The organism is Streptomyces sp. NBC_01224 (genome assembly GCF_036002945.1).
Lineage (GTDB): Bacteria > Actinomycetota > Actinomycetes > Streptomycetales > Streptomycetaceae > Streptomyces.
Genome location: NZ_CP108529.1, coordinates 7,925,947 through 7,938,381, shown reverse-complemented (window position 1 = coordinate 7,938,381; position 12,435 = coordinate 7,925,947). Strand labels below are relative to the sequence as shown.

Below are 12,435 nucleotides of genomic sequence, written 5' to 3'. Positions count from 1 at the left end.
CTCTGCAGTCCCACCGAGGCGACCGACTAACCAATGAAACTCAGCCGCACCTGACGGTCTGTATTGCTGATGTTCGTATCGACCAGACACACCGACTGCCACGTCCCCAGTTCCAGCCGCCCCCCGATCACCGGCAGCGTTGCGTGCGGCGGGACGAGGGCGGGGAGTACGTGGTCGCGGCCGTGGCCGGGGCTGCCGTGGCGGTGTTGCCAGCGGTCGTCGGCGGGAAGCAGGGTGTGGAGGGTGGCCAGGAGGTCGTCTTCGCTGCCCGATCCGGTTTCGAGGATGGCAATGCCGGCGGTTGCGTGCGGTACGAAGATGTTGAGCAGACCGTCCCTGGCGGCGGTCCGGGTGAGGAACTGTTCGCATTCTTGCGTCAGGTCGGTCACGGTCTCCGCCGATCCGGTGGTGATGTGCAGGATGCTGGTGGTGAAGGCGTTTGGCATGCCTCCATCCTCTCGCTCATGCGGCGAGATCACGCGTCCACGTGTCGAGATGCCATTGACCGTTTCAGCCATGGATCGCTACGTTCAGCGCCATGTTCCGTTCAGCTCTGCTCACTTCGCGCGGTCACATCGACCTGCTGCGGGTGGCTTCCGCCGCTTGTCCTCGCGGCTGCTGACGTCCTTTCAACGCACCTCGCCCGCCGGTGACCGGGCGCTCCGGCCACCCGTTCCCGCTGACGTACGTGCCTGTTCGCATGTGCCCCGGCGTATTCCGCCTCGTCGACCGCGTGCCGTAGCCCCTGCGCCATAGCGGCAGCAGTGGTTCGACCACGCGTGTGGCCGAGGTGCGCCTCCCCCTGTCCGTGGACTGCTCGTGGAGCCCTCATGCCCATCGGCCATACTCTCGCCCAACCGGCTATATCACCAGAATCCGGTAAAACATCCGTGTCATCCTCTCGTCGGCGTCGATCGCCGTGGCGCAGGGCAGCTCGGCCCGCTACCAGCTGGTGGCCTCGCTGAAGAAGGCGGGGCTCGGCATCTCGGACGTGAAGCTGAAATACCTTCAGCCGACCGATGCACTGGCCGCGTTCAGCCGGGGCGAGGTCGATGCCTGGCCATCTGGGACCCGTACACCTCGCAGGTGCTCCGCAGCACGAAGGCCCGGGTGCTGACCACGGGTGAGGGCGTTGTGAACGGTCTCAGCTTCCAGGTGGCCTCGCCCTCCGCGCTGAAGGACGCCAAGAAGTCCAAGGCCATCGGGGACCTGCTGCTCCGTCTGCAGCGTGCCCAGGCCCGGGTGTTCAAGCACCCCAGGCGTGGGCGAAGGTCTGGGCGAGGGAGACCGGGCTGCCGTACGAGGTGGCCTCGAACGCGGTCAAGCGCAGCTACGGGACCCGGGCGCCTGTTGCCGTCGATCCTGCCGCGATCGCCTCCGACCAGGCGATCGCCGACACCTTCGCCGGTCTGAAGCTCATTCCGCGGAACTTCACCTTCAAGGACTACGCCGACACCCGCTTCAACCGCGATCTGCCCCCGTCCTCCACAGCTGCCCGTTCGTACGGAAAGGCCTCGTCATGAATGTTCATCTGCACTGGTTCCTGCCCACCGGCGGTGACGGACGTACGCTCGTCGACCGGCACGCGTACACCGACGGCGGGATCAGGCGGGACCGGATCGCTCCGGCGAGCGGGGTGCGCGCGCCCGACATCGAGTATCTGGCGCAGATCGCCAAGGCCGCCGAGCAGCTGGGCTTCGAGGCGGTGCTGACGCCCACCGGCACCTGGCGCGAGGACGCCTGGCTGACGACCACGGCACTGACTCAGCACACCGAGCGACTGAAGTTCCTGGTGGCGTTCCGACCAGGTGTCATCTCGCCGGTGCTTGCGGCGCAGATGGCCGCGACGTATCAGCGGATCACCCGGGGACGGCTGCTGCTCAATGTGGTGACGGGTGGCGACTCGACGGAGCAGCGACGGTTCGGCGACCATCTGGACCACGACCGGCGCTATGCGCGGACCGCCGAATTCCTCTCGGTGGTGCGCGGTGTGTGGAGCGGGCGGCCTTACGACTTCGACGGTGAGCACTATCAGGTGGAGGGCGGACTGACCGCGCTGCCGCCGGACCCGTTGCCGGACATCTTCTTCGGCGGGTCGTCGGCAGCGGCCGGGCCGGTGGCCGCCGCACATGCCGATGTCTATCTGACCTGGGGCGAGCCACCGGCCGCAGTGAAGGAGAAGATCGACTGGATCCGCGGGCTGGCGGAGGAACAGGGCCGTACGGTCCGCTTCGGTATCCGGCTGCACACCATTTCCCGCGACTCGTCGCGGGAGGCGTGGGCGACGGCCGACCGGCTGCTGGGCGATCTCGACCCCGAGACGATCGCCGCCGCTCAGCAGGCGCTGGGGCGGAGCGAGTCGGTCGGGCAGCAGCGGATGCTGGCGCTGCACGGCGGCTCACGCGACAAGCTGGAGATCTCGCCGAATCTGTGGGCGGGCGTCGGTCTGGTGCGGGGCGGTGCGGGCACCGCGCTGGTCGGGAGTCATACGGAGGTCGCCGACCGGATCGAGGAGTACCACGCACTGGGTGTGGAGCACTTCGTGCTGTCCGGTTACCCGCATCTGGAGGAGGCGTACTGGTTCGGCGAGGGCGTGACGCCCGAGCTGGCGGTGCGTGGTCTGCTGTCGACCGTACCGGCGTCGCCGTGGCTGGGTGTGCCCGCGGCAAACGGCCGGCCGGCGTCCGCGCCGGGCGGGGCTCCGCTGCTGATCGCCGGTGGACGCTGAGCCAGGTGGTGCGGTGAGCCGGAAGGCCGGGCCGGCGGGCCGGTGTGTCGCCGTACCGGTGCGTCGGCCGGCGTGAGGGAACCGCTACAGATCGCGGGAAGATCCTCACCCCCGAAGAAGTTGGTAGAAGCGTGAACAACTTTGGGGTGGCCGCAACGCACACGGTCGATGTCGTCGTGGTAGGCGCCGGACAGGCGGGACTGTCCGGCGCCTACCATCTGCGACGCGCAGGGATGGAGCCCGATCGTGATTTCGTCGTGCTCGACCACGCCCCGCGCCCCGGCGGCGCCTGGCAGTTCCGGTGGCCCTCGCTGACGTACGGCAAGGTCCACGGCATGCACGCGCTGCCCGGCATGGAACTCACCGGAGCCGACGACAGCCGGCCCTCCTCCGAAGTGATCGGTGAGTACTTCGACACGTACGAGCGCGCCTTCGACCTGCGGGTTCATCGGCCGGTCGAGGTAAGCGCCGTGCGCGAGGGCGACGGCGGGCGGCTACTCGTCGAGACGTCCGAGGGTACGTACGCCACCCGAGCCCTGATCAACGCCACGGGCACCTGGGACAGGCCGTTCTGGCCGCGCTACCCGGGCCAGGAGAGCTTCCGGGGGCGGCAGCTGCACACCGCGAACTACCCGGGGCCCGCCGAGTTCGCCGGGCAGCGCGTGGTCGTGGTGGGCGGCGGCGCCTCCGGTACGCAGCATCTGATGGAGGTCGCCGAGGTGGCGGCCGGGACGTACTGGGTGACGCGTCGGCCGCCGGTCTTCCGGGAAGGACCGTTCGGTGCGGACCAGGGGCGGGCCGCCGTGGCGATGGTGGAGGAGCGGGTGCGGCGCGGGCTGCCGCCGCAGAGTGTGGTGAGCGTGACCGGGCTGCCGCTCACCGACTCGATCCGGCGCGCCCGCGAGGAGGGGGTGCTCGACCGGTTGCCGATGTTCGACCGGATCACGCCGACGGGAGTCGCGTGGGACGACGGCCGGACCGTCGAGGCCGATGTCATCCTCTGGGCGACCGGGTTCCGGGCCGCCATCGATCATCTCGCGCCGCTGAAACTGCGCGAGCCGGGCGGCGGCATCCGGGTCGAGGGCACACAGGCGGTACGGGACGAGCGCATCCATCTCGTCGGGTACGGGCCGTCCGCCAGCACGATCGGCGCCAACCGGGCGGGGCGGGCCGCGGTGCGTGCGATCACACGACTGCTGCACAGAGCCGGGGCGGAGACCGAAACGGAGACGGAAACAGGGACGGACCAGGAGCTCATGCCGGCCGTGGTGTGACGGCGCAGCTGCTCAGCCGCCGGACGCGCTGCGACGGTTGCGGTTGAACTCCTCCACGTTTCTCTGCTGTTCCGCATAGCTGCTGGTGAAGCGGGTGTCTCCCGGCGCGACCGTGACGAAGTACAGCCACGGTCCGGGGGTGGGAGTGATCGCCGCCATCATCGCCTGCTCGCCCGGGTTGCCGATGGGTGTGGGCGGCAGTCCCTTGCGCTCATAGCTGTTGTACGGACTGTCGATCTTCGTGTCGCCGGTGGTGGTGTCCAGGGTGCTGCGGTTCAGCGCGTAATTGAGTGTGGAGTCCATCTGGAGCGGCATGCCCCGGTCGACCCGGTTGTAGATCACCCTGGCGACCTTGCCCATGTCGCCCTCGGTGTCCGCCTCGGCCTGCACGATGCTTGCGATCGTCACCGTCTGGTACACCGAGACGCCGTTGCGCCGCGCGCCTGCGGTGATGTGGTCCGCGCCGAAGCGTTTGACCGCCGTGTCGACCATGTATCTGAGCAGGCCCTGCGGGGTGGATTCGGAGGTGACGGGGTACGTCGCCGGGAAGAGGTAACCCTCGGGATTGCCCTTCGCCTCGACCGGAAGCGGCAGATCTGCCGTACCGGCGGCCTTCTCGGTGGTGCCGGACGCCGCGGCCAGGGTCTGGTCGACTGCGGCGTACACCTGGGACGCCCGCCATCCCTCGGGGATCACGAGCGGGCGAGCCCGCTCGACCTTCGGCCCCCGTGTCAGCAGCGGTACGAGGACAGCCGCTGCCACAGCGAGGACGAGGACGATACCGATGAGCAGCACCAGACGACCGTGCCGGGTCGGGCGGAGAGTGCGACGGGGCGGGGTGTCCGGGGACTCGTTCACCATGCGGGCACGCTATCCCGCCGTCCGGAACCCCCACCCGGACGACACGGGCGCACACTCCATGAACAGAACACACGAACTGGGGATCGGGTGTTCGCTGAAACGCGTGATCGTTCCTCAGTTCGTTGCTCAACTCCCCTGCGGCAGATGATGATTACGGGGCGCAAGCGACGGGCTGCAGACCGCGACTGCGCAGTCCCACATATGCACCATGTACAAGGAGAAACACCGGATGAACCTCATCACCAACCTGCTCGCCGGCATCGTCCACTTCGTGGGTTGGCTCGTCTGACCATTGCTCCGCCCGGCGCCGTCGCTCCCCGTCCCACGGGAGTGGCGGCGTCGCCGCGTGTACGGCCTCGGCGGGGGCACGTCCGACCTCGCCGATCAGCTTGGTGCAGGGGCCAGTTCGGTGTCCCGCCGGACCAGGGCGGCGTAGCGGCCGTCCTGTTGGAGGAGTTCGTCATGACTGCCGCGCTCGGCGGTTCGGCCGCCGTCCAGGACGACGATCTGGTCGGCGTCGCGGACGGTGGAGAGCCGGTGGGCGATGGTGATGGTGGTGCGCCCCGCGGAGAGTGCGTCGATCGCTGCCTGCACGGCGAATTCCGTACGGGTGTCGAGGGCGCTCGTCGCCTCGTCGAGTACCAGGACGGGCGGGTCGCGCAGGATCGTACGGGCGATGGCAAGGCGCTGCTTCTCGCCGCCCGAGAAGCGGTAGCCGCGTTCACCGACCAGGGTGTCGTAGCCGTCGGGCAGTGAGGCGATGTGGTCGTGGATCTGCGCCGCACGGGCGGCTGCCTCGATTTCGGCGTCGGTCGCATCCGGCTTGGCGAAGCGCAGGTTGTCGGCGACCGAGGCATGGAAGAGATACGTCTCCTGAGAGACCACACCCACGGCCCGCGCCAGGGTGTCGAAGTCCAGATCGCGTACGTCGACACCGTCGAGCGTGACCCGGCCGCCGGTGACGTCGTAGAGCCTGGGCACCAGATAGCTGAGCGTGGACTTGCCGGACCCGGTCGGTCCGACGACCGCCAGGCTGCCGCCGGCCGGCACGGTCACATCGACGCCGCTGAGGGTCGGGCCGCTCTTCTCGTCGTAACTGAAGTCGACGTCCTCGAAGCGGATCTCGCCTCGGATCTTCTCCAGCCGGACGGGGTTCTCGGGCTCGGTGATGTCCACCTCGAGATCGAGGTACTCGAAGATCCGCTGGAAGAGCGCGAGTGACGTCTGCATCTGCACCCCGGTGGAGAGCAGGCTCACGGCGGGCCGGAAGAGACCCTGCTGAAGCGAGACGAAGGCGACGAGCGTGCCGATGGAGACGGCGGGGCCGCCGGACTGCAGTGCCATGCCCGCCGCCCAGTAGATGACGGCGGGCATGGCGGCCATGACGATACCGATCGTCGACATCCGCCACCGCCCGGCCATGCTGGAGCGCACTTCGAGGTCGACCAGCTTCTCGGACTCCTCGGCGAAGCCCTTGGTGAGGGAGTCCGCCCGGCCCATCGTCCGGCCGAGCAGGATGCCGCTGACGGAGAGCGACTCGGTGACCGTGGCCGCCATGGCGGCCATCTGCTTCTGGCGCTGGGTGGTGATCTTCTTGCGCTCACGGCCGACCCTGCGGCTGATCCAGACGAAGACCGGGAGCAGGAGGAGCGAGACGAGGGTAAGCCGCCAGTCGAGCGCGAGCATGGCGACGACCGTGGCGACGACCGCGGTGAGATTGGAGACCAGTGACGTCGCGGTGGAGGTGACGGTCGCCTGCATGCCGCCGATGTCGTTGGCGATGCGGGACTGCACCTCGCCGGTGCGGGTCCGGGTGAAGAAGGCGAGCGGCATCCGCTGCAGCTGCGCATAGACCGCAGTGCGCAGGTCGTGCATGACACGCTGGCCGACCGTGGTGGAGATCAGGGTCTGCAGGACGCCGAAGACGCTGTTCATCACGGCGGTGAGGATCATGCCGAGGGCGAGCAGCGACAGCAGTCCCGTACGCCCCTGCGGGATGGCGGTGTCCAGGATTTCGCGCAGCAGGAACGGCGAGGCGACCGACACCAGCGACGAGGCGCCGACGAGCAACCCGACCAGGGCGAGCCGGCTGCGGTAGGGACGGAAGAGGCGCAGGATGCGGCGCAGCTCGGCGGGCGGGCGGCTCCCGTCCCGGAGCGGGGGTGTCCAGGTGATTTCGTCGGGTTTCATGGGCTCCTTCGTCGGGCGCGCGACAGCGAGGAATCAGACTGAAGACTCAGACCGAGGACTACCGGGGACTCGGGCCGGGGACTCGGACTTGGCGACTCGAATTTTTGAGAGCATAGCTCATTGTTACCTATACTCACAATGCACAAGGTCCTGATACTGTTCCCCTCATGGACTCCTCCGACGCCGATGGCGTGCTCGCCGAGCAGTTGCTGCGGGTGACCCGCAGGCTCCAGCGGATTCAGAGCCGCCAGCTGGAGCCGATCGGTATTACTCCCGCACAGTTCCGGCTGCTCCGCACCGTCGCGCATTACGACGGGCCGCCCCGGATGGCGGACCTCGCGCAGCGCCTGGATGTCGTCCCGCGTGCCGTGACCAGTCTGGTCGACGGCCTGGAGGCGAGCGGCCGGGTGCGACGCGCCCCCGATCCGGACAGCCGCCGGGTGGTCCGGATCGAAATCACCGAGGAGGGCCTCGCCACCCTCCGGTCGCTGCGCGACGCGCGCCGGGCCGCCGCAGAGGAGATCCTGGCCCCATTGACCGCCGATCAGCGCGAGGTGCTCGGCGGGCTGTTGTCCGCCCTGGTCAACGGAATGCCGGAGCGTCGCTGCTGAACCCGTGCGGACACGCGTACACCGGATGAGTGCTGTGTGTGCCGTCGCCGTACCGAGTACCGAACCGAACCGCCGAGGAGAGCTCGACATGCCACTGCTGGAGCCGAAGCCGGAAACACTCCGCCCTGGTGCGGTGCGTACTCCGTCCCTGGACCGGGTCCCCGACCGGCGGGCTCCGGGCACGCCCGAACCGCTGCGCGGCGAGCTGATCGACCTGCTGGGGCCGGAGAAGGTGCTGTGGAAGGTCTCCGACCTGGTGAAGTACGCATCCGATGCCAGTCCCTACCGGTTCATCCCCCAGGTCGTCGTGGTCCCGGAGGACATCGACGACATCTCGGCAATCCTGTCGTACGCGCACGGCAAGGGCCGCGAAGTCGTCTTCCGGGCGGCCGGCACCAGTCTGAACGGCCAGGCCCAGGGTGAGGACATCCTTGTCGACGTGCGCCGGCACTGGGCGGGCATCGAGGTCCTGGAGGACGGCGCGCAGGCCCGCATCCGGCCGGGTACGACGGTCCTGCGGGCCAACGCCACCCTCGCCCGGTACGGCCGGCTGCTGGGGCCCGATCCGGCCAGCGCCATCGCCTGTACGATCGGCGGAGTCGTCGCCAACAACGCCTCCGGAATGACCGCGGGAACGACCCGCAATTCATACCGCACCGTTTCCTCCCTCACCTTCGTACTGCCGAGCGGCACGGTCGTCGACACTGCGGATCCGGCAGCGGACGAGGATCTGGCCCATGCCGAGCCGCGGCTGTGCGAGGGGCTGCTGGCCCTCAAGGCGGAGATCGAGGCGGACGCCGGGCTCACCGCCCGGATCCGTGCCAAGTACGAGATCAAGAACACCAACGGCTACCGGCTCGACGCCTTCCTCGACGGCTCGACGCCCGCACAGATCCTGCGCGGTCTGATGGTCGGCTCCGAGGGCACCTTCGGCTTCATCTCCGAGGTCGTGTTCGACACACTGCCGCTGGACCGCCGCATCTCCACGGCCCTGCTGTTCTTCCCCTCCCTGACTGCGGCGGCGGCCGCCGTGCCCCGCTTCAACGAGGCGGGGGCGATCGCCGTCGAGTTGATGGACGGCAACACGCTGCGTGCGTCCGTGAGCGTCCAGGGCGTGCCCGCGGACTGGGCCGAGCTGCCCAAGGAGACCACGGCACTGCTGGTGGAGTTCCGGGCTCCGGACGAGGCGGGCCAGGAGGCGTACGAGCGGGCGGCGGCCACCGTGGTCGCGGGGCTCGACCTGGTCGCCCCCGTTGCCTCGGTGACCAATGAATTCACGCGCGAAGCCAAGGTCATCTCCGGCTACTGGAAGGCCCGCAAGGCGTTCGTCACCGCGGTCGGCGGCTCCCGGCCTTCGGGTACGACGCTGATCACGGAGGACTTCGCGGTGCCGCCCTCCCGGCTGGCCGATGCCTGCGAGGCCCTGCTCGGACTTCAGGCGGAGCACGGCTTCGACGCCGCCGTCGCCGGCCATGCGGCGCACGGCAATCTGCACTTCCTGCTCGCCTTCGACGCGGCGAAGGCGTCCGATGTCGACCGCTACGCCGCGTTCATGGACGACTTCTGCCGGCTGACGGTGGAGCGCTTCGACGGCTCCTTGAAGGCGGAGCACGCCACCGGCCGTAATATCGCCCCCTTCCTGGAGCTGGAGTGGGGCCCGAAGGCGACCGAGCTGATGTGGCGCACGAAGCAGATCATCGACCCCGACGGGGTGCTGGCGCCCCGGATCGTCCTCGACCGCGACCCGAAGGCCCATCTGCGCGGGCTGAAGACCATCCCCAGGGTCGAGCCGATCGCCGACCCGTGCATCGAGTGCGGCTTCTGCGAACCGACGTGTCCCAGCGAGGACTTGACCACCACTCCGCGCCAGCGGATTGTGCTGCGCCGGGAGATGATGCGACAGCCGGACAGTTCACCGGTGGAGGCGCATCTGCTCGACGCGTACGGCTATGACGCCGTCGACACCTGCGCGGGCGACTCGACCTGCAAGCTCGCCTGCCCGGTCGGCATCGACACCGGCGCCATGATGAAGGACTTCCGCCACCAACGACACTCGCCACGCGAGGAGCGGATCGCGGCGCTCACCGCGAAGAACTTCAAGGCGGTGGAGGCGGCGGCACGGCTCGCGGTCGCCGCGGCCGACCGGATCGGCGACCGGATCGGTGACGGGCCGCTGGAGACACTCACCGGGCTCGCCCGCAAGGCCGTGCGCCCCGATCTGGTGCCCGAGTGGCTGCCCGAGATCCCCGGCGCCGCCGCACGGAAGCTGCCCCGCACCTCCCGTGTCGGGGCGAGCGCGGTCTATTACCCGGCGTGTGTGAACCGTATCTTCGGAGGTCCCGAAGGCCATCGCGGGCCGTCGCTGCCTCAGGCCGTCGTCGCCGTCTCCGCCCGCGCCGGAAAGCCGGTGTGGATCCCGGACGATGTCGCGGGGACCTGCTGCGCGACGATCTGGCACTCCAAGGGCTATGACGCGGGCAATGCCGTGATGGCCAACCGCATCGTGGAAGCGGCCTGGGGCTGGACGGCGGGCGGAAAGCTGCCGCTGGTCGTCGACGCCTCGTCGTGCACGCTGGGCATCGCCCATGAGGTGGTGCCCTATCTCACCGACGACAACCGGGAGTTGCACCGGGAGCTGACCATTGTCGACTCCCTGGTCTGGGCGGCCGACGAACTGCTTCCCAAGCTGACAGTCCTCCGCAAAATCGACTCGGCGGTCCTGCATCCGACGTGTTCCATGCAGCATCTGGACGACGTGGAGCAGCTCCGCATGGTCGCGGAGGCCTGCGCGGAGGAGGTCGTGATCCCGGACGACGCCGGGTGCTGCGCCTTCGCGGGCGACCGCGGCATGCTGCACAAGGAGTTGACCGCTTCCGCGACGGCGAAGGAGGCCGCCGAGGTGAATGCGCGGGAGTACGACGCGTATCTCTCGGCCAACCGGATGTGCGAGATCGGTATGGACCGGGCCACGGGGCAGTCGTACTACTCGGTGCTGATGGAGCTGGAGCGGGCCACTCGGCCGGGTGCTGTGGTGCGGTGATCACCGGGGTCGTCCGGCGGCCGATTCGTCCTCGGCCGCCCGACGGGCCCGACGATGCGTCAAATAGCCGGGCGGGCTCAATTTCCGAGCCCGCCCGGCTTTTGCGTGGGCACAAAAGTCCATGGTTTCGAAGCAGGAGTCCAATCACTCCCCTTGCGCATCAGCAGCCCCAACTACCAAGGTCCTTACCGAGGTTCATTCACCAGCCGCGCACGTCAGACCCCCCTTCTGGAGGATCGATGAACGACGCAGCACAGCAGGACGACGGTACGCAGGACGGCGACGAAGGCTCCATGAGCCGCCGCTCGGTCCTGTGGACGACCGCCTCGGTGGCCGGTGCCGGGCTCGGACTCGGCGGTCTCAGCGGCACCGCGGCCGCTGCCACCCCCGCCCGGAGCCCGGAGGCCACTCCCGCAGGACAGGCAGCCGCTCCGAAGCGCCAAGGGCGCACCATGGTAGGAGTGCCGTTCGACCGGCGCTCCACCGTCCGGGTCGGCATCGTCGGCCTCGGCAACCGCGGTGGCAGCATGATCGATCTCTTCCTCGCCGTCACCGGCGTACAGGTCGTCGCCGTGTGCGACCCGGTCAAGGCCAAGGCCGAACGGGCGGCGGCGAAGGTGACGGCCGCCGGTCAGCCGGCGCCCGCCGTCTACACCAACGGCGAGGACGACTACGAGAATCTCTGCAAGCGCGGGGACATCGACTTCGTCTATGTGGCGACGCCCTGGGATTTCCACTTCGAGATGGCGAAGACCGCCATGCTGAACGGCAAGCATGTCGGCGTGGAGTGTCCGATCGCTCTCCAGCTCGACCAGCTCTGGGAGTTGGTCGACCTCTCCGAGCGCACCAGACGCCACTGCATGCAGCTGGAGAACTGCTGTTACGGGCAGAACGAGATGCGGGTGCTGCGCATGGCGCATGCCGGTCTCTTCGGTGATCTGCTGCACGGCGCCGGCGCGTACAACCACGATCTGCGCGGCCTGATGTTCGACCCGGGGTACTACGAAGGTCCCTGGCGCAGGCTGTGGCACACCAGGTTGCGGGGCGATCTCTACCCCAACCACGGGTTCGGTCCGGTCGCCAACTACATGGACATCAACCGCGGCGACCGTGCGGTGAGCATCACCAGTGTCGGATCCCCGTCCCTGGGGCTCGCCGAGTACCGCGAGAAGAACATGCCGGCCGGTGATCCGAGCTGGAAGGAGACCTATATCGAGAGCGACCGGACGATCAGTCTCGTCCAGACCGCCAAGGGACGGGTCATCCGGCTGGAGCACGATGTGTCCACTCCGCATCCGTACTCGCGGATCAACAGTCTCGGCGGTACGAAGGGTGTCTTCGAGGACTACCCGGCCCGTATCTACATCGAGCCCGACCACACGAACGACAACTGGGGTGACTTCGCCAAGTACACCCAGTGGGACCACTGGCTGTGGAAGGAACACGCCAACCCGCCCGGCGGTCACGGCGGTATGGACTACATGCTGGTGTTCCGGCTGATGCAGTGCATGCGGCTCGGCCTCGTCCCCGACTTCGATGTGTACGACGCGGCGACCTGGACGTCACCCGTTCCGCTCAGCCACCTGTCCATCAGGGCGAAGGGCGCGCCGCAGCAGATTCCGGACTTCACCCGCGGCGAGTGGAAGAAGGCCCGCTCCGGCATGGACTCGGAGAATCCGGAAAAGGCCTGACGGGCCGATACGACGCTGCGGGGCCTGCTCCGGTCGAGCC

Annotated in this window: 9 protein-coding genes and 1 pseudogene; 7 read left to right on the top strand and 3 right to left on the bottom strand. The window is 68.6% G+C overall.

Annotated features, from left to right (window positions below):
- Positions 1-26: 26 nt before the first annotated feature.
- A complete protein-coding gene (locus OG609_RS36005; RefSeq protein WP_327278296.1) occupies positions 27-446 on the bottom strand; it encodes a secondary thiamine-phosphate synthase enzyme YjbQ in 420 nt (139 codons plus the stop codon).
- 92 nt (positions 447-538) lie between these two features.
- Here OG609_RS36005 and OG609_RS36000 point away from each other — a divergent pair, with 92 nt between their 5' ends.
- The 4 genes and pseudogenes from OG609_RS36000 to OG609_RS35985 all read left to right on the top strand — a co-directional run bounded on the left by OG609_RS36000 (position 539) and on the right by OG609_RS35985 (position 4,002).
- Positions 539-622: a putative leader peptide gene (locus OG609_RS36000; RefSeq protein WP_327278295.1), complete on the top strand. Its 84-nt coding sequence runs from the start codon at positions 539-541 to the stop codon at positions 620-622.
- A 276-nt stretch (positions 623-898) separates the two neighbouring features.
- Positions 899-1,523, top strand: a pseudogene (locus OG609_RS35995) (ABC transporter substrate-binding protein); the annotation flags it as partial.
- Positions 1,520-2,728, top strand: a complete 1,209-nt coding sequence (locus tag OG609_RS35990) for an LLM class flavin-dependent oxidoreductase (RefSeq protein ID WP_327276657.1) — start codon at positions 1,520-1,522, stop codon at positions 2,726-2,728. The pseudogene OG609_RS35995 and the gene OG609_RS35990, both read left to right, overlap by 4 nt.
- 131 nt (positions 2,729-2,859) lie before the next feature.
- Positions 2,860-4,002: an NAD(P)-binding domain-containing protein gene (locus OG609_RS35985; RefSeq protein WP_327276656.1), complete on the top strand. Its 1,143-nt coding sequence runs from the start codon at positions 2,860-2,862 to the stop codon at positions 4,000-4,002.
- Between the two features lie 12 nt (positions 4,003-4,014).
- Here the strand turns inward: OG609_RS35985 and mltG are convergent, their stop codons facing one another.
- Both mltG and OG609_RS35975 read right to left on the bottom strand, forming a co-directional pair.
- Positions 4,015-4,863, bottom strand: coding sequence for an endolytic transglycosylase MltG (gene mltG / locus OG609_RS35980; protein ID WP_327276655.1), 849 nt, complete (start codon positions 4,861-4,863; stop codon positions 4,015-4,017).
- Positions 4,864-5,247: 384 nt separating this feature from the next.
- Entirely contained in the window at positions 5,248-7,053 is a 1,806-nt protein-coding gene (locus OG609_RS35975) for an ABC transporter ATP-binding protein (RefSeq protein WP_327276654.1), read from the bottom strand.
- Positions 7,054-7,220: 167 nt separating this feature from the next.
- On the opposite strand from OG609_RS35975, the gene OG609_RS35970 reads away from it, so the two are divergent.
- The 3 genes from OG609_RS35970 to OG609_RS35960 all read left to right on the top strand — a co-directional run bounded on the left by OG609_RS35970 (position 7,221) and on the right by OG609_RS35960 (position 12,395).
- Positions 7,221-7,664: a MarR family winged helix-turn-helix transcriptional regulator gene (locus OG609_RS35970; RefSeq protein WP_189280113.1), complete on the top strand. Its 444-nt coding sequence runs from the start codon at positions 7,221-7,223 to the stop codon at positions 7,662-7,664.
- Positions 7,665-7,752: 88 nt separating this feature from the next.
- The gene (locus OG609_RS35965) at positions 7,753-10,704 is read left to right on the top strand and encodes an FAD-binding and (Fe-S)-binding domain-containing protein (protein ID WP_327276653.1); all 2,952 of its coding nucleotides are present in this window, start codon (positions 7,753-7,755) and stop codon (positions 10,702-10,704) included.
- A gap of 239 nt (positions 10,705-10,943) precedes the next feature.
- On the top strand, positions 10,944-12,395 hold the full coding sequence (locus OG609_RS35960; protein ID WP_327276652.1) for a Gfo/Idh/MocA family protein: 1,452 nt from the start codon (positions 10,944-10,946) through the stop codon (positions 12,393-12,395).
- Positions 12,396-12,435: the final 40 nt, after the last annotated feature.